The organism is Streptomyces sp. NPDC002104 (assembly GCF_053593795.1).
Genome location: NZ_JBSFDF010000011.1, coordinates 164,850 through 183,171, shown reverse-complemented (window position 1 = coordinate 183,171; position 18,322 = coordinate 164,850). Strand labels below are relative to the sequence as shown.

General features: G+C 74.0%; 11 protein-coding genes. 5 read left to right on the top strand and 6 right to left on the bottom strand.

Annotated elements, in window-relative coordinates:
- Nucleotides 1-105: 105 nt before the first annotated feature.
- Nucleotides 106-393: a 30S ribosomal protein S15 gene (gene rpsO, locus ACWCP2_RS13215; protein ID WP_243337509.1), complete on the bottom strand. Its 288-nt coding sequence runs from the start codon at nt 391-393 to the stop codon at nt 106-108.
- A 171-nt stretch (nt 394-564) separates the two neighbouring features.
- Entirely contained in the window at nt 565-2,079 is a 1,515-nt protein-coding gene (gene eccD, locus ACWCP2_RS13210; protein ID WP_450908662.1) for a type VII secretion integral membrane protein EccD, read from the bottom strand.
- Between the two features lie 246 nt (nt 2,080-2,325).
- On the opposite strand from eccD, the gene eccCa reads away from it, so the two are divergent.
- Nucleotides 2,326-6,303: a type VII secretion protein EccCa gene (eccCa, locus tag ACWCP2_RS13205; RefSeq protein WP_450908661.1), complete on the top strand. Its 3,978-nt coding sequence runs from the start codon at nt 2,326-2,328 to the stop codon at nt 6,301-6,303.
- A 148-nt stretch (nt 6,304-6,451) separates the two neighbouring features.
- On the top strand, nt 6,452-6,697 hold the full coding sequence (locus ACWCP2_RS13200; protein WP_450908660.1) for a DUF397 domain-containing protein: 246 nt from the start codon (nt 6,452-6,454) through the stop codon (nt 6,695-6,697).
- Between the two features lie 99 nt (nt 6,698-6,796).
- Here the strand turns inward: ACWCP2_RS13200 and ACWCP2_RS13195 are convergent, their stop codons facing one another.
- The 4 genes from ACWCP2_RS13195 to eccB form a co-directional block, all read right to left on the bottom strand.
- Complete coding sequence (locus tag ACWCP2_RS13195) at nt 6,797-7,105, bottom strand: WXG100 family type VII secretion target (protein WP_450908659.1); 309 nt, start codon at nt 7,103-7,105, stop codon at nt 6,797-6,799.
- Nucleotides 7,106-7,165: 60 nt separating this feature from the next.
- Entirely contained in the window at nt 7,166-7,507 is a 342-nt protein-coding gene (locus ACWCP2_RS13190) for a WXG100 family type VII secretion target (RefSeq protein WP_450908658.1), read from the bottom strand.
- 217 nt (nt 7,508-7,724) lie between these two features.
- Complete coding sequence (gene mycP, locus ACWCP2_RS13185) at nt 7,725-9,038, bottom strand: type VII secretion-associated serine protease mycosin (RefSeq protein ID WP_450908657.1); 1,314 nt, start codon at nt 9,036-9,038, stop codon at nt 7,725-7,727.
- Nucleotides 9,038-10,642, bottom strand: a complete 1,605-nt coding sequence (gene eccB / locus ACWCP2_RS13180; RefSeq protein WP_450908656.1) for a type VII secretion protein EccB — start codon at nt 10,640-10,642, stop codon at nt 9,038-9,040. The genes mycP and eccB overlap by 1 nt, the downstream gene beginning before the upstream one ends.
- 258 nt (nt 10,643-10,900) lie before the next feature.
- On the opposite strand from eccB, the gene eccE reads away from it, so the two are divergent.
- From eccE to ACWCP2_RS13165, 3 genes are all read left to right on the top strand, one after another.
- Nucleotides 10,901-12,184 carry a type VII secretion protein EccE gene (gene eccE / locus ACWCP2_RS13175; RefSeq protein ID WP_450908655.1) on the top strand — a complete coding sequence of 428 codons (1,284 nt, stop codon included), beginning with the start codon at nt 10,901-10,903 and terminating at the stop codon, nt 12,182-12,184.
- Nucleotides 12,185-12,198: 14 nt separating this feature from the next.
- A complete protein-coding gene (locus ACWCP2_RS13170) occupies nt 12,199-13,011 on the top strand; it encodes a hypothetical protein (RefSeq protein WP_450908654.1) in 813 nt (270 codons plus the stop codon).
- A gap of 2,435 nt (nt 13,012-15,446) precedes the next feature.
- A complete protein-coding gene (locus tag ACWCP2_RS13165; RefSeq protein ID WP_450908653.1) occupies nt 15,447-18,266 on the top strand; it encodes an SCO5717 family growth-regulating ATPase in 2,820 nt (939 codons plus the stop codon).
- The last annotated feature ends 56 nt before the right edge of the window (nt 18,267-18,322 follow it).

Sequence of the window (18,322 nt, the reverse complement as noted above, 5' to 3'; positions counted from 1 at the left end):
CTCGCGACGCGGACGCTTCCAGACTACAAAGCGTCCGGTACGTCGCGCACGTACAGCAAAGGGAGCGGCCCACTCAATGTGGGAACCGCTCCCTTCACAGCGTCTTTACTTGGCGCCGGCCGCACCGCGGCGGATGCCGAGGCGCTCGACCAGCGTACGGAAGCGCTGGATGTCCTTCTTGGCCAGGTACTGCAGCAGGCGGCGACGCTGGCCGACCAGGATCAGCAGACCACGACGGGAGTGGTGGTCGTGCTTGTGGGACTTCAGGTGCTCGGTGAGGTCCGAGATGCGGCGGGACAGCATGGCCACCTGGACCTCGGGGGAGCCGGTGTCGCCCTCCTTGGCACCAAACTCTGCGATGAGCTGCTTCTTGACTGCGGCGTCGAGCGGCACGCGTACTCCTTGTAATAGGTCTACATAGCCACCGAGTGCCCCAGGTCGAATTCTCTGGGGATCTTCCGTAACTCGGGAGGCGGGGTCCGCTGAGCGCAGCCCCGGAGCGATCCGGAGGCGCGTACACAAGCGGCCGTCACACAGCGTACCAGGCTGCCGCTGACCCTCGTCTCAGCTGGTGAGAGAGCGGGCCCGGGCGTAGACGTCGAGCACGGCCAGGGTCAGCGGGACCAGGCTGAGCAGGACCGCCGCCTCGGTGAGGTCGAGCAGCCGCCCCCAGAAGGGTGACAGACCCTTGCGGGGAATGACCAGCGCAATTCCCGCGAGGAGGGCCGCGCCGGCGGCGACGGCGGCCGAGAGCCAGAGCGTACGGATCTCCAGGCCGCTGTGGTCCCCGTACAGCGCGAGCTCCCTGAGCAGGGAGAACGGCGGGTGCATGGCGAGGCCGAGGACGAGCAGGCCGAGGGCGGCGAAGCCGGCCACCAGTGCGCAGGCGACCTGCGAGGTGTAGCGGAAGAGCCGGGCGCGCAGCAGCATGGCGAGCCCGGTGGCCAGGGCCAGGAGCCGGGCCCAGGTGTTGTCCGAGAAGCCGAGGACGGCGGCGGCGCCGACGGCGACGGCCGCGCAGCCGCCGACGAGGCCGAGGAGCATCTCGTGGCCGCGGCGGGCCTGGGCGGCGATGGCCTCGGCGTCGAGCGGGGCTCCGGAGTCGTTGCCGTCGGTGGCGGAGCGCTCCCCGTACTCGTTGTAGGGGTCGCTCTCGTACCGGTCGGGGGTCTCGTACTCGGCCGTGGCGCTGCGCGGGGCGGCGTAGCCGATGGGGAGCCGGGCGAAGCGGGCGGAGAGGCCGGGGAGGAAGGCGACGAGGCCGATGGCGGCGGGGGCGCAGACGGCCGCGGCGGAGGTGGCGCCGGCGTCGGCGGCGATCGCGGCGAACGTGGCCAGGGTGCCGGTGGCGGCGAGGAAGGTGACCGCGACGAAGGGTGCGTCGCCGTCGGGGGTGAGGGCGACCAGGGCGACGGAGGCGACGAGCACGCAGACGCAGCCGAGGAGGAACTGGAGCCGGCCGGGTCCCTGGCCCGCGGCGGGGGCGATGATGCCGGCGCCGGCGAGCAGCAGGTGCGGTACGGCGGCCAGGCCGAGGGCGACGGCGGAGCCGCGGTCGCGGTAGACCCGGGCGCGGACTCCGGCGGCGGCGGTGAGGAGCAGGCCGATGGAGCCGGCGATGATGCCGGGCAGTCCGTGCATGTCGTGCAGGACGGGGTCGGCGTACCAGAGGACGAAGCCGAGCAGGACGAAGAGGACGGCGGCGCCGGTCAGGCCCGCGCCGCGCAGCATGTCGTCGCTCCAGCGGTGGCGGTCGCGCACCACGGCGGCGGCGACGGCGTCGGAGACGTCGTCGAAGACGGCGGGCGGCAGGGACTGCGCGAAGGGGCGCAGGCTGAGCACTTCGCCGTCCAGGACCTGCTGGGCCGCGAGGGTGCGGGCGCCGTCGAGGACGGTGCCGGAGCGCAGGACCAGGTGGAAGCCGGTGGGTGCGCCGACGGGCTGGGTCTGGCCGGTGAGGCGCAGCAGCTCGGGGTAGATGTCGGCGACGGCGATGTCCTCGGGGAGGGCGACGTCTATGCGGCTGTCGGGAGCCACGACGGTGACCCTGCGGAAGCCGGTCGCCTCGGCGGTGTTCACCTGATGCCCCCCGGTGGGTGTGTGCGTTGGTGTGCGTGGTGTGCGGGTGCCGCGCCGCCGGCGGTGGTCCGCCCTGCGGTGCGCGGCCGATTCGCGGATGCGCATGCTGCGCGCGCCACCCTACCGGGAGGCCCGGTGACTGTCGGCAAGTAGGATCACCTCTCTGCGGAGGAGACCCCCTTCGCGCCCGGGACTTGAGGGCGCCGGTTGCGACGTCCCGTCTGTTTTCGAGGGATTGATGCTCCGGTGAGCCAGATCGTCGTCAAACGTCCGCCCCGGTCGCTGCCGCCCGAAGTGCCTTCGGACGAACTGAGGCTGGAGGCGCCGCCGGAACTTCCCCGGGGGCAGCAGGAGGGCGTGCTGATGCAGCTCCTCCCGATGCTCGGGATGGGTTCGTCGGCCGTCTTCTTCTTCATGCCGGGCGCCGCGCCGTTCATGCGCATCATGGGCGTGCTGATGATGGTGTCGACGGTGGGCATGCTGGTGGCTCAGTTGGTGCGGCACCGGCGCGGTACGCAAGGGCAAATGGCCGATATCCGGCGGGATTACCTCAAGTACCTGGCGCAAACCCGCCGTCAGGTACGCAGGACCGCGCGGGCCCAGCGTGACGCGCAGCTGTATCTGCACCCGGCTCCGGAGCAGTTGTGGTCGGTGGTGGCCGAGGGTTCGCGCCTGTGGGAGCGCCGGGTCGGCGACCCGGACTTCGGGCAGGCCCGGCTGGGACTGGGCGCGCAGCGTCTGGCGACTCCGCTGGTGGCTCCGGACACGGCGCCGGTGGACGAGCTGGAGCCGCTGGCGGCGGGCGCCATGCAGCGGTTCCTGCGGGTGCACTCCTCGCTGGACGGGCTGCCGATGGCGGTGTCGCTGCGGGCGTTCTACCACGTGACGGTCTCCGGGGAGCCGGAGTCCGCGCGGGGCACGGCGCGGGCGCTGGTGGCGCAACTGGCCACGCTGCACTCCCCCGAGGACCTGATGGTGGCCGTGGTGGCGGCGCCGGGCGCGGTGGCGGAGTGGGACTGGGTGAAGTGGCTGCCGCACACGCAGCTGCCGGGCCAGATCGACGGGGCCGGCACGAAGCGGCTGTTCAGCGACGACATCGGTGAGCTGGAGGGGCTGCTCGGTTCCCGGCTGGAGGGGCGGCCCCGGTTCAGCCGGGAGGGGTCCCCGGTACTGGACCAGCCGCACGTGGTGCTCGTACTGGACTCGGGTTCGCGCGGGGGTCTGGTGCCGCCGGACTCGGTGTTCGCGGCGGCCGAGGGCCTGCAGGGGGTCACCGTCGTCGAGGTGGTGGCGGGCGAGCTGGACGAGGCGCGCGGCGGGCTGTCGGTCGTGGTGCGGCCGGGCCGGCTGCGGCTGGAGTCGGGTGCGGGCTTCGCCTACGAGGGTCTGCCGGACACCCTGTCGCTGACGGCGGCCGAGGCACTGGCCCGGCAGCTGGCGCCGCTGCGGACGGGCGGCGGCGACGAGGACGAGCCGCTGCTGGCCAATCTGGACTTCACCGACCTGCTGAACCTGGGCGACGCGGCCGCCGTGGACGTGGCCCGGACCTGGCGGCCGCGCTCCGCCGGCGAGCGGCTGCGCGTGCCGATCGGGGTCGGCGAGGACGGCTCCCCCGTGATGCTGGACCTGAAGGAGGCCGCGCAGGAGGGCATGGGCCCGCACGGGCTGTGCGTGGGCGCGACCGGTTCGGGCAAGTCGGAGCTGCTGCGCACGCTGGTGCTGGGGCTGGCCGTCACGCACACCTCGGAGACGCTGAACTTCGTCCTCGCGGACTTCAAGGGCGGTGCGACCTTCACCGGGATGGGGCAGATGCCGCACGTGGCGGCGGTCATCACCAACCTGGCGGACGACCTCACGCTCGTGGACCGCATGGGCGACTCCATCCGCGGTGAGCTGCAGCGCCGCCAGGAGCTGCTGCGTTCGGCGGGCAACTACGCGAACATCCACGACTACGAGAAGGCCCGCGCGGCGGGGGCTCCGCTGGAGCCGCTGGCCTCGCTGGTGCTGGTCATCGACGAGTTCTCCGAGCTGCTGACCGCGAAGCCGGACTTCATCGACATGTTCATCCAGATCGGCCGCATCGGCCGGTCGCTGGGCGTGCACCTGCTGCTGGCCTCGCAGCGGCTGGAGGAGGGCAAGCTGCGGGGGCTGGACACGTACCTGTCGTACCGGATCGGTCTGCGGACCTTCTCGGCGGCGGAGTCGCGGACCGCGATCGGCGTGCCGGACGCCTACCACCTGCCGTCGGTGCCCGGTTCGGGCTACCTGAAGTTCGGTACGGACGAGATGACGCGCTTCAAGGCGGCGTACGTCTCGGGCACCTACCGCTCGGGCGGGCCGGACCTGTCGGTCGGGCTGTTCCCGGTGGAGCGGCGGCCCGTGCTGTTCACGGCGGCGCCGGTGCCCGTGGTGTACGCGGCTCCGGACCCGGCGTACCTGTCGGCGCGGGCCGAGCAGGAGGCGCGGGCCGGGGACGACGCGCTGGCGGACACGGTGCTGGACGTGATCGTGGGACGGCTGGAGGGGCAGGGGGTGCCGGCGCACCAGGTGTGGCTGCCGCCGCTGGACCAGGCTCCGCCGCTGGACCAGCTGCTGCCGGCGCTGGCACCGAGCGCGGAGCGCGGGCTGCACGCCGAGGGGTACACGCGGCCGGGCGGGCTGGTCGTACCGCTCGGGCTCATCGACAAGCCCTTCGAGCAGCGGCGCGAGGTGCTGTACCGGGACTTCTCGGGTGCGGCGGGCCACATGATGGTGGTCGGCGGTCCGCAGTCGGGCAAGTCCACGCTGATGCGGACGCTGATCTCCTCCTTCGCGCTGACGCACACCCCGCGCGAGGTGCAGTTCTACGGCCTGGACTTCGGCGGCGGCGGTCTGTCCTCGCTGGCCGAGCTCCCGCACGTGGGCGGTATGGCCTCCCGGCTGGACCCGGAGCGGGTGCGGCGCACGGTCGCGGAGGTGGCCGGGGTGCTGCGCCGGCGCGAGGAGTTCTTCCGCGCGAACGGCATCGACTCGATCGGCACCTACCGGCGCCGGCGGGCCGCGGGCGAGCTGCCCGGGGAGGCCTGGGGCGACGTGTTCCTGGTCGTCGACGGCTGGGGCGGCTTCCGGGGCGAGTACGAGGCCCTGGAGCAGGTCGTCACGGACATCGCGTCCCGCGGACTGGGATACGGCATCCACGTGGTGATCACGGTCGCCCGGTACATGGAGGTCCGCGCCGCGCTGAAGGACCAGATCCTCAGCCGGCTGGAGCTGCGCCTGGGCGATGTCATGGACTCCGAGTTCGACCGCAAGGTGGCGGCGAACGTCCCGACGGGGATGCCGGGCCGCGGCCAGGTCGCGGAGAAGCTGCACTTCCTGGGCGCGCTGCCGCGGGTCGACGGTTCGCACGCGGCGGACGACCTGTCGGAGGCCACGGCCGCCTTCGTGGACGCCGTGAAGCAGAACTGGACGGGGCAGGCCGCCCCCGGCGTGCGGCTGCTGCCGCGGCTGCTGCACGCGGACCAGCTCCCCAAGGGCGGGGAGTACCCGGAGCGCGGGATCGCGATCGGCATCGACGAGACCGAGCTGGAGCCGGTGTTCGTCGACTTCGAGACCGACCCCTTCCTGCTGGTGTTCGGCGAGAGCGAGTCGGGCAAGACGAACCTGCTGCGGCTCATCGCGCAGCGGATCGCGGAGCGCTACGGCCCGGACCGGGCGCGGCTGGTGGTCGGCGACTACCGGCGCGGTCTGCTCGGCGCGCTGCCGGAGGAGCACCTGCTGGAGTACGCGCCGATGGCGAGCTCCCTGCAGATGCACATGGAGGCGCTGGCCGGGGTGTTCGCCCGCCGCCAGCCCCCGCAGGACGTCACCCCGCAGCAGCTGCGCGACCGCAGCTGGTGGACGGGCCCGGACGTGTTCATCATCATCGACGACTTCGACCTGGTGGCCACGAGCCAGGGCAATCCGCTGGCGCAGCTGGTGGAGTTCCTGCCGTTCGCCCGGGACACCGGCGTCCGCTTCATCATCGCGCGCAGTTCGGCCGGGGCCTCGCGGGCGCTGTACGAGCCGTTCATGCAGCGGATCAAGGAGCTGGGCGCGCAGGGCGTGGTGCTGTCGGGCGATCCCTCCGAGGGGGACCTGGTCGGCAGCGCACGGCCGCGTCCCATGCCTCCGGGCCGGGCCTCCTTCGTCTCGCGCAAGCGCGGGACCTCGCTGATCCAGATCGGCCGGCTGCCGGGGATGTAGGGCGGTGCGCGCGGGGGTGGAGGCCTGCGCGGCCTGCGGGGCCTGCGGGGCCTGCGGGGCTTGCGGGGGGCTTGCCGAAAGCCCCCCGCGCGCGGCTGGTCACCGTCGATAATCGGCAGGGAACGCACCACCGAAGGAGAGGCCGCTCATGGGCACTCAGCAGGAGAAGGACGAGCTGTACGGGCTCGACATCAGCGGCGTCGCATGGGAGGGCCCTCCCGGCACCTCTCCCGACGAGGAGCGGGTCGAGATCGCCCGGCTGCCCGAGGGGGCGGTGGCGATGCGGTCCTCGCTGGACCGGGACACGGTGCTGCGCTACACCGCCGCCGAGTGGGAGGCGTTCGTACTCGGGGCCCGGGACGGGGAGTTCGATCTCGACCGCGATCCGCGCTAGGACCCGTACGCCCTCCGGGTGCACGGGAACATGAGGAAGGGGCGCGCCCGGTGCGGGCGCGCCCCTTCCTCATGTCCGGCCGGCCCGCGGCCGCGGGGCCTAGTAGGCCTCGGTGAACAGGCGCGAGGCCTTCACGTCGGTGGCGCGGTAGTCGTTCTTGCCGCGCTCGATGAGGTCCGCGACCTGGCGCAGCGTGGCGCGCATGTGGTCGGCCTTGGCGTTGTACTTGCGCTGCAGCTCGACGTACTGGATGTGCGCCTCGCCGTCCCAGGTGTCGGTGACGACCGTCAGGGCCGCGCCCATCTCGTCCAGGTCCTTCTTGATGTTGTCCGAGACGATGCGGATGCGGTCCGCCATCACCTGGACGCTCTCGTACCGGACCTTCGTGTGCCCGTCGTTCGCGGTCATGCTCTTCTCCTTCGCACGGGGCGGGGCAAGGGGGTGGGGAAGCGGGTCGGATCCCGCCGGTCAGATCCCGTTGAGGGCGGAGGTGTTGCCGCCGCCGCTGGCGGCCTTGACCGACTGGAACGCCGTGACCACGTCGTCGTCCTGCGCGTTGCTCAGGTTCTTGGTCTGCCCGACCGCGTTGTGCAGCACGCCGAGCAGCCGGCGGATCTCGTCGTGGTCCTCGTTGACGACCGTCTGGGCGGAGGTGAACCCCGACGCGCCCACACCGGTCCAGCCCGCGCTGACGGTGGCCAGGATGTCCGCCAGCTCCCGGGACTGCCGGGTGACGCTGTCGGCGGTCTCCGAGATCTTGTTGAGTGCCTGCTTTACCGGGTCATCAGCGAGTCCGAAATTGTTGGTCATCCGAAGCTCCTCATCTCTCAATTCGCCAGACGGAAACGGCGGATCGCGCGGCGGAGCGGCACGCCGAGGGGGCGGTTTTCAGCCACACGCCCCCCGGGTCCCCTCCGCTCCACGCACCATCCCCGATCACAGTCGTGAAGCCTCCGAACACTGTAGTCAGTTGATCGGCCCGACCCAACACAGCCCTTGGGGATCTGTTGAGGAACCGTGACACCGTTCACTGCAAACGGCGCCTTCGGTTCCGCGCGTCCCGCACCACCGTGGCGGTCCCCGCGATCACGGCGATGAGTACGCCGCCGATCCCCAGCGCGTACGTGCCGAGCCGCTCGTCGCGTTCGCGGGCCGTCTCGGTCGTCTGCATCGCGGCCGGTTCCGGGGCCGCCGCCGGGGGCGGCCCGGCGTCCGGTACGGGGGCCTTGGGGGGCTCCGCGCCGGCGGCGGACCGGGTGAGCGCCCGGACCGGGTCGACCACGCCCCAGCCCACGTAGTCGTCATGGCCGTTGACGGAGCGCTCGGCGGTGTTCTGGAGCTGCCAGATCACCTGCTGCGCGGTCCACTGCGGGTGCTTGGCGCGCAGCAGGGCGGCGACGCCGGCGACGTAGGGGGCGGAGAAGCTGGTGCCGTTGTCCACGCACTGGCCGAATCCGGGGACGGTGGAGACCATGTCGACCCCGGGGGCCGCGATCCCGATGAAGGAGCCGGGCTGGGAGAAGGCGGCGCGCTCGTTGTTGCGGTCCGAGGAGCCCACGGCGAGGACGCCGGGGAAGGCCGCCGGGTAGGTGGCGCGCTTCTTCCCGGTCAGGCCGTCGTTGCCGGCCGAGGCGACGACGACCACATTGGCCTCCACGGCCTTCTTCACGGCCTGCCCGAGCTTGGAGTCCTCGGTCATCGGCAGCTCGGTGTCCTGCGAGATGTTGATGACCTGGGCGCCCTTGGCCACCGCGTGCGTGATGGCCTCGCTCAGGGTCAGGGCGTTGCCGCCGCCCTGTCCGTCGTTCTGCCGGATGGGGATGATCGTGGCCTCGGGGGCGAGCCCGACGAAGCCGGTACCGGGCTTCGGGCGGGCCGCGATGAGCCCGGCGACCTTGGTGCCGTGACCGACCGTGTCGGCGGTGCCGTCGCCCTTGGCGTCGAGGAAGTCCCGGCCGGCCCCGATGTCGAGGGCGCCGCTGAGCTGCGGGTTGACCCGGTCGACACCGGTGTCGATGACGGCCACGCGCACGCTCTTGCCGTCCTTGGAGCGGCCCTTGGTGTCCGCCCAGAGCTCGTCGAGCAGCAGCCGCTGGAGCGCCCAGGGCCGGTCCTCTATCTGCTTCTTCATCGGGAAGGTGCACTCGCCGGCGCCCGCGAGGCGCAGGGGGTACGAGGGCTCGCGCGGGCTCGCGTACGAGGACTCGCGGGCGCTTCCGTACGAGGGCTCGCGGGCGCTCGCGTACGAGGCCTGCGGCGCGGCCCCCAGGGTGAGGGCGGCGGCCGCCAGCAGGGCGGCGAGGGCGGGCTTCGGCGCGTTCGCGACCGCTGCGCTGCGCATCACGACCCCTGGGGCTGGCGGGCGGAGTTGCTGTCGAGCCGGGGGCCCTTGGAGAGGAACTCCGACCAGGCGATGGGCACCGTCACCGGCACCACGTTCGCGTAGCCGAGCCGGGCCTGCGCCTGGCTCGGCGCGGGACGGCCGTCGGAGGTGGTCTCGCCGCCCTGGCCGGGGCTCGCGCCGGGTCCGGGTGAGGGCTGGTCCGCGTCGCTGTCGCCGTTGGCCTGGACGGCGTACCGCAGCCCGGTGTCGGTGACCAGGAACAGCGCCCCGCCCGCGGTGGTCTGGCGGCCCTGCGCCTGGGTGTAGAGCAGGCCGGTGCCCGGGGTGACGTAGGCGCTCGTGCCGCTGGCGGTGATGTCGACGGGGAATCCGGTGCCGGCCCAGGTGCTCAGCGTCTGGCGGCCCTTGGCGTCGACGGAGCGCAGCACGCCGCAGACGGTGTCGCGGGCGCCGTCCGCGCCGGAACCCGAGGCGGCGGAGGCGGCGGAGGCACGGACCTCGTTGATCCGCTCGGTCTTCCTCTGCGGCCACTTCGCGCCGCCCTTGAAGAAGGTGCGGTCCGGGTTGATGGACTGCATGTCCACCTCGTGCGCCTTGCCGTGCATGTCGAGCCGGTCGGTCGCGGGCGAGGAGATCATCAGCCAGGCGACGAAGTCGGAGACGGGGACCACCTTGCCGGGCACCACCAGATAGTGCTGCGCGCCGGCGCCGGTCACGGCCTTCAGCACCATGCCGACCTTGTCGTCGGTGCTGGCCAGGCCCTTGACCCCGGCGGCGGTCCCGGCCTTGGCGCCGCCCGGCAGTTGGGGGAAGGCCAGGTCGTCGCCGGAGCCCAGGGTGGCCAGCCACTCCTCGGTGACCTGCTGCGGGACGGCGCTGGCGCCGACGAGGGCGTTGGTCATCGTGCGCGCGTCCGCGGTGCCGTCGGGGAACTTGTACTTCGTGCCCGACGCGTCGACGAGGTAGCGGGCCCGGCCCTGGCCGGTGCTCTGGACGTACAGGGCCTGGGAGTCGGAGAGCCGGCGGCCGTCGTCCATCAGCTTCGCCTCGCGGTCGGCGAGGACGAAGGCGGCCGTCTGCACGCCCTTGCCGTTGCCGCCGGGCTGCTGGCAGACGGCCCAGCGCTTGGCCTTGCCCGCCTCCGCCGGGGCGGGCAGCCGGTCGGGGGCGTACGGGATGCCGATGATGGGGCCGCGCGGGAGCTTGCCCGCGTCCAGCACCTTGTCCTCGACCTGGACGACCTTTGCCTTGTTCGGATCGAGCAGCAGCCGGGCGGAGGCGAGGTTGAGGACCGGGTGCAGCCGGGTCTGGTCCTTGCCGTCGACCTTGGTGGTCAGGACGACGTAGCGGGTCGTCGAGTCCTTGCCGACGATGACGTGGTCACCGGGGGTGTCCCAGCCCTTGGGGGCCGTCGGCTTGAACATGCCCCAGGCGCCGAAGGCCGCGAGGACGAGGGCCGCGGTGATCACACCCGGCAGGACGGCGCGCAGCGGTCGCGGAGCGCCCTCCTCCGACCCGCTCGCCGAAGGCTGGAGAAACGCGGCCACCGTCCGTCGCTTCGCAAAGGTGTACGCGTTGAGCTCGTCACGTCGTGAGGCCATGGCCGCCTGATTCTCCCCGCACGGCCCGGTCGGTGAGTACGGTCGCCGGGCCTCTGTTGTCCGACCGGCCACCTACTATGCCTCTTGGCGGACGCCGGTTGGGGGCCGGGTAGGGTGAGGCAGCCGCTCCACGCCTTCCGGGCCGGGGGAAACAGGGGTGTTGGGGCGGGTTGGGGAGATTCCGGGGCGAGCGGCCGGCTGTCGCGCGTGCCGCCGGGGCTCAGGGGTACGAACCCGGAAAGGTGAGGTGCGGGAGTGATGGCCACTGCCGTGAGGCCGCGGACCGGGGCGACCGCACCCGCGCGCGCCGGAGTGACGCCGCATCCGAAGTCCGGCCCGGGGCGTTTCGGCCCGTTCCGATTGCAACAACTCGTGCTTCTCCAGGTCGCCGCGGCGGCGCTGCTGGCGGCCTGGGTCGTGGATCCGCTGCTGCTGGCGCCCGCCGGGGTGCTCGCCCTGGTCCTCGTCCTGCTCGCGGTCGTACGCAGGCACCGGCGCTCGCTGCCCGAGTGGATCGGCGGAGCGCTGGCTCTGCGCGCACGCCGCCGCCGGGCCGCCGGCACGGCGGTGCCGGCCGGTACGGAGCCGGGGCTGGCCCCGCTCGTCGAGGCCGAACCGGCTTTGCGGACGCTCACCTTCAGCGAACGGGAGCGGGACCGCGACCGGCGGCCCGTCGGCATGGTCGGCGACGGCACCTTCCTGACCGCGGTGGTCCAGGTCGACATGGACGCCACCGCGCTGCGCCCCGACCGGGCGGCGCGGCCGCTGCCGCTGGCGCTCGTACGGGACGTCCTCGAAGTGGACGGCATCCGGCTGGAGTCGGCGCAGCTCGTGCAGCACACCCAGCCGGCGCCGGCCCCGCACCTGCCGGCCCAGTCGATGGCCGCGCGCAACTACGCCCCGCTCCAGGCCCTGACCGGGAGCCCGGCGGTGCGCCTCACGTGGATCGCGCTGAAGCTGGATCCGGAGCTGTGCCCCGACGCGGTCACCGCGCGCGGGGGCGGGCTGCCGGGGGCCCAGCGGTGCATCGTCCGGGTCGCGGACCAGCTGGCGAGCAGGCTCGAGGGGGCCGGGTTCCGTGCGACGGTGCTCACGGAGCAGGAGCTGACGGGCGCGCTGGCCACCTCCTCGTGCGCGAACCCGATGGCGATCACCCAGGCGGGGCGCTCGGCGGCCACGGGGCGGCGCACCGAGGAGACCCCGCGGACCTGGCGCTGCGACGACCGGCGGCACACCACGTACTGGATCAGCCGCTGGCCCCAGTTGGGCGGCAGCGGGGCGGGACTTCCGCAGTTCGTCGCGCTGCTGACCTCGCTGCCGGCGCTGGCGACGAACTTCAGCCTGACGATGACCCCGGCCGCGCGGCACGAGGTCGCGCTGACCGGGCACGTACGGGTCACCGGGCGCAGCGACGAGGAGCTGGTCGCGGCGCGGCGCGGACTGGAACAGACGGCCCGCGGGGTCAAGGCCGGGCTGGTACGGCTGGACCGGGAACAGGTGCCGGGGCTGCTGGCGTCGCTGCCGCTGGGAGGAACGCGATGAGGGGCTCTCGCTCTATGAGGAGGTCGGCGCCGGGGGCCGCGCCGGGGTCGGGTCCGGGGTCGGTTCCGGGGGCATCTCCTTCGTCCGCTCGGGGTGCCGCTCCGGGGGCCGCTTCTGCCCGGGGCCCGGCGCGGGGCGGGTTCGGGCTGGTCGGTCCGCGCCGGGAGCGGCACGTGGTCCAGGCGGCCGAGCTGGACGTGCTCGCGCTGCCCGTCGGGGACGACGGAGTCGTCATCGGCGTCGACTCGGGGGGCCGCCCGGCGGTACTCGGCGTCAACCGGCCGACTCCGTACGAGGTCACGCTGATCGGCGGCCTGTGGACGGCGCAGGTCCTGGCCCTGCGGGCGGCCGCCACGGGGGCGCGGGTGACGGTGGAGACCGGGCGCGGCCCGGTGTGGTCCGGGCTGGCGCAGGCCGCGGGCGGCGGCCAGCAGTGCGTGACCCTGCACGACGTGGGCCGGGTCCCGCCGCAGGGTGCCTCGGCGGGCAGTCCCGTCCTGGTGATCCGCGACTGCGGCATGCGCCCGCCGCGGGGCCGTGTGGCGGCGGGACCCTGGCAGTCGGTCCTGACCCTGCTCCCGTACCTGAGCCCGGCGGCTCCCCGGCTGGTGCGCAACGCCTCCCTGGTCGGCATCCAGCGGGTCTCCCCGGACGAGGCGGAGCAACTCGGCCGCCTGATGCGGCTGCCCGCGGCGGCGGTGGAGTCCCTGCCGACGCTGGGCGACGGGGTCACGCTGTGGTGCACCGAGCGCGACCGCCAGTTCGTGATGACGCAGCCGACGGACGGGGAAACGGGCCTGCTGGGCCCGGCCCGGCGCATCGACTGACTTTGCGCGGGGGCCCTGGCCGGGGCGGGGCGGGCCGGGCCGGAGCCCGGAGGCGGCCGGGCGCGCGGGTTTCCGGGTAGCGGGGCCCGGGGTGCGCGGTGGCGGGGCCCGGAGTTGCGGGGGTGCACGGTGGCGGGGTTCGGGGGTGTGGTGGGTGCAACCCCATGGAACTCCGGGGATGCGCGGTGCCTGCTGGCCCCGGCCCGGAGGTGCCGGGTGCACGGTGGCGGGGCCCGGGGGTGTGGTGAGGGACCAGCCTCACGGAACCCCGAGGACACGCGACACCTGCCGGCCCGGCCCGGCCCGGAGGTGCCAGGTGCCCCTCGGCGGGGCCCGGGGGTGTGGTGGGTTCAGCCTCACGGACCCCGAGGACACGCGGTATCTGCCGGCCCGGAGGTGCCGGGTGCCCGCCGGCGGGGCCCGGGAGTGTGGTGGGTTCAGCCCCATGGACCCCGAAGACGCGCGGTACCTACCGGCCCGGCCCGGAGGTGCCGGGTGCCCGCCGGCCCAGCCCAGGGTGTGGTGAGGTTCAGCCTCACGGAACCCCGAGGACGCACGGCACCTGCCGGCCCGGCCCGGAGTTGCCGGGTACCTGTCCGTGGAACCCTGGACGCGGGGAGATTCAGCCTCACGGGGGACTCCGGGGCCCCGGGTGGACACTCAGGGGTACCTGTTCGGGGGATCTCGGCTCGGGGTTGCTGGTGGGACAGGGCTGCATGTGCGTCGCGGGGCGGACCGGGTGGCCGGGGACACCGGTGGCCCGTTGAGCAACCCGACATCGGGCAGAGCGTGCTTGACCGTGGAACCGGCCTACCGACGGGACGGCAACGGCCGTGCCGCTGAACGGCAGTTCGGGCGATCGGTTGGCTGGTATCCCATGGGACCGGACGAACGCGCGGGCCGGTCAAGGCAGATCGGGAACGTACGAGCCCCGGGCGGCGGCACTGCGGAAACCGCCCGGCGGAGCGGTGCGCCGGATATTGGCAGACGGGCTCAGTACTTCCGTCAAAGGGCGTGGCCCTGGAATCAGCGGAGCACGCGGGGCGCGGCGTTGACCAATAGCCCAGCCCCCGACCTGGCAGGGCCGGACAGGCCTGGACAAGAGCTGGCGAGTTCCAGTGCCGGCAGGACTGGCTGCGACGGCATCAGGAGGGGCGGACCAGGACCCAGTGGCCCGATGGCCCGATGGCCCGAACGGGACAACTCCCCGGCCCGCCAACACGTCCGGCCCTTGACGACCCGGTCCGGGCGGAACCGACCAGGCCCGGCCCGCCGGGACCACGGACATGCAAGTCCTGACCCCAGTAGAACCGGAACGACGGCGCCGGGAGGGTCAGCCTCAGGCCCGGCACCCCGGGAACCGTCAGCCCGTCCAGCACATGAGAACCCGGTCCAGGGCCGAACCGACCATGCTCGGCCCGACGCGCCAAGAGCACGCAAGTCCTGATCCCAGCAGAACCGGACCGACGCCTCGGGAGAGGCAAGCGAGGCCCCCGTACCCCGAGCCGCACAACTCCGGTACCCGCGCATGAGGAGCCGGTCCGAAGGACAACCAACGGGCCCGGCGGGGTCACGAACCTGCAAGTCCTGATCCCAGCAGACCGGAACGACGCGCCGGGAGAGGGCCAGGCTCAGGCCCGGCAGCCCGAACCGGACACCCCAGGGGCCCGCCCGCCCGTCCGGCACGTGAGGACCGGGTCCGGGCGCGACCGCCCGACGCTCCTGGAGCATGCACATCCTGACCCCAGCAGGACAGGAGCAGACAGCGTGGGGAAGGCACGCTTGGACCCGGCAGCCCAAAGCGGACCCAGGCACCGCCGGCCCATTCGGCGCTTGAGGACAGGGTCCGGGCGGAGCCCGGGGAACGGTGGAAGGGTGGGTAGGGGATTTCGCCCCGCAGGGCCCACCACCCGCACCACACGAGCGGCACACGCAGGCGACCCGTCACCCCGCCCACCGCACGCCGAGCCGAACAGACCCCGGGAACGGCGGACCACGAACGACGAAGCCCCGAACCGGAGGCGGGCCACGACCGGTACCGGAAGAGGCAGAACAACAAGGGGCAGCGCCGGAGCAGGCAGCGCCACAACGCCGGGCACCAGAAGGGCCACGCCGCCACGACCAGCGCCCACAAGCCCGCACCGGGCGCACCGGGTTGGGGCCCCGCAGGGCGGGAACGGGGGGATGGAGATCGGCATCGCACGCGCCGTCGACGGCCAGCCCGCGCCCCGGGCGGGGCCGGGAGGCGCGGTGGTTCGGGGCGGCGGGATTGGCCGGGGCCCGACGGTATGGGCAGGATGTAGGCGGCCCCGGCCCGTGGTCGACCCCGGGTACGGGCGGACGGGGGCGGATACCGGCTGCGGGGCACGATTAGGCTGGGCGCCGGCGTGGCCCGGTGGGACGCCGGACCAGTGTTCGACAGATCAGGAGGACCAGTGAGCGGCGATCGGAACGAGAGGCGCGGCGGGACGTGGGACGTCCCGACGGACGATCAGTCCGACGCGGAGCCCGAGCTGACGGGCGAGTTCACCATCGACTACACCCCGCCGGCCTGGTACACGCAGGGCGCGGCTCCGGCGGCCGCCGCGGTCCCGGGCCTGCCCGAGGGCAGCGGCTTCGAACCCCACCGGCCTCCGTCGGACCTGGAGACCCCGCCGACGATGCGCATCGCGCCGCCCGCCCCGCGCGCGGCGTCGAACCCGACACCGGCACCGGCCCCGCCGTACGCGGGCACCCCCGACACCCCCACGGCGCTCCCCGCGGACTCTGCGGCCGCGCCCTACGCGCCAGCCACTCCGTACGCCCCGGCCCCGGCCCCGGCCGCTCCGCCCGCGCCGTACCCGTCGGCCCCCGACGCCGCCGTCCCGCCCCACACTCCGGACCAGGGGACCGGACTCCCGCCGAACCCGGCGGCCCCGCCGGTCACGGACAACCCCAACCCGGGCCGGGACGCCGCCATGCCGCCGTATGCAGCCAGCCCGGTCCCGGCGTACGCGCCCACACCCGACGCCGCCGTCCCGCCCCAGGGGGCCGGACTCCCGCCCAACCCGGCGGCCCCACCGGTCACGGACAGCCCCGCCCCGACCCCCACCCCGAGCCCGGACGCCGCCCTGCCGCCGTATGCGGCCAACCCGGTCCCGGCGTACGCGCCCACACCCGACGCCGCCGCCGCGCCCCACACCCCGGCCCCGGATGCCGCCCTGCCGCCGTACCCGCCGGTCTCGCACAGCGCTGCCTCACCCCACACGCCGCCCTCGGGCACCGGACTGCCGTCGGCCCCCGCGGCGGCGGACAGCCCCGCGCCGGCCCACGCGCCGGCCCCGGAGCCGTACCCGGGTGCTCCGGTCCCGTCGTACGCGTCCACGCCGGACGCCGCCGTCCCGCCCCACGCCCCGGCCCCGGCCCCGGACTCCGCCGACCCCGCGCCCGGCCGCGCCGACGGCGTCGCGCCGCAGTCCGGCGAACCCGCCGCCCCGGACGCAGCCCTGCCGCCCTACCCGGGCGCGCCGGCCACGTCGTATCCGTCCGCCCCGGACGACCCCGCGTCGGGGCCGCAGGTCCCGGATCGTCCGGGTCCGGGTTCCGCGGGTGCCGCCGCCCCGGGCGAGGCCCACCCGCCGGCGCCGAGCGCCGGGCCGTCCGCCGGTCAGGGGGCCTTGAGCGACCCGTACGCCGCCGCGCCCGCCGCGCCCGCCGCCATGCGTACGCCCACTCCCCCCGCGGGGACGGTCATCCCGGCGCCGCGCGAGGCGAACCCGTTCGAGGGATCCGCCGGCGCCGACTCCGCGTCCGGCGCCGAACCTCCGCGCTGGCAGGCGGAGTTGACCGCACCGGCTGCTCCCCAGGCCGGGTACGACATCCAGCCGCCCGCCCAGCCCCGCCCCCAGGCGCCCGACGCCGGGTACGGCTTCCCGCCCGCGCAACCGGCACCGCAGGCACCGCAGGCACCGCAGGCACCGCAGCCGTACGCCGATCCTCGCGGCGGCCAGTGGCAGCAAGGTCCGCCCGGGCCCCAGGGGCCCCAGGGGCCCCAGGGGCCCGACCCCCGTTATGGCGCCCCGCAGCCCTCCGGCGGTGCCCCCCTCGGCTACACCGCCGCCGTCGAGCTGTCCTCGGACCGCCTGCTCCGCGGCCGGCAGAAGGCGCGGAGCGGCAACAACACCCCCTCCGGCGGCGGCCTGTTCCGCTTCGGCGGGAAGGCGGCCGAAGCGGAGCGGCGGCGCAAGCTGGAGCTGATCCGCACGCCGGTCATGTCCTGCTACCGGATCGCCGTCATCAGCCTCAAGGGCGGCGTCGGCAAGACGACGACCACCACCGCGCTCGGCGCCACCCTCGCCACCGAGCGCCAGGACAAGATCCTGGCCATCGACGCGAACCCCGACGCCGGAACCCTCGGCCGCCGTGTCCGCCGCGAGACCGGGGCCACGATCCGGGACCTGGTCCAGGCGATCCCGTACCTGAACTCCTACATGGACATCCGGCGGTTCACCTCCCAGGCCCCCTCCGGGCTGGAGATCATCGCCAACGACGTGGACCCGGCCGTCTCGACCGCCTTCAACGACGAGGACTACCGGCGGGTGATCGAGACGCTCGGGCGCCAGTACCCGATCATCCTCACCGACTCCGGTACCGGCCTCCTCTACTCGGCGATGCGCGGGGTCCTGGACCTGGCCGATCAGCTGATCATCATCTCGACCCCGTCCGTGGACGGCGCGAGCAGCGCCAGCACCACCCTCGACTGGCTCTCCGCGCACGGGTACGCCGACCTCGTCTCGCGCTCCCTCACCGTGATCTCCGGGGTCCGCGAGACCGCCAAGATGATCAAGGTCGAGGACATCGTGCGGCACTTCGAGACGCGCTGCCGCGGTGTCGTCGTGGTCCCGTTCGACGACCACCTCGCGGCCGGTGCCGAGGTGGACCTCGACATGCTCCGGCCCAAGACCCGCGAGGCCTACTTCAACCTCTCCGCCCTGGTCGCCGAGGACTTCATCCGCGTCCAGCAGCAGGCGCCCCAGAACCACTGGGGCCAGCCACAGCCGCAGCCTCAACCGCATCAGCAGGCGTACCAGCATCCTCAGCCGCACCAGCCCCACCAGCCCCACCCACAGCCGCAGCAACAGCCGCAGCCGCAGTCCCCGTACGGCCAGCAGCCCTACCCCACCCCCGGCCAGCCCTGGCCCCAGCAGCCGGGGCAGCCCCAGCCGCACCAGCCGCCCCACCCCACCGGGCCCCCGCGCGACCCGCGCCTGGGCTGACCCGGCGGGGCCACATCCCGCACGCACGAGGGCCCGTACCACTCCCGGAACCCCGG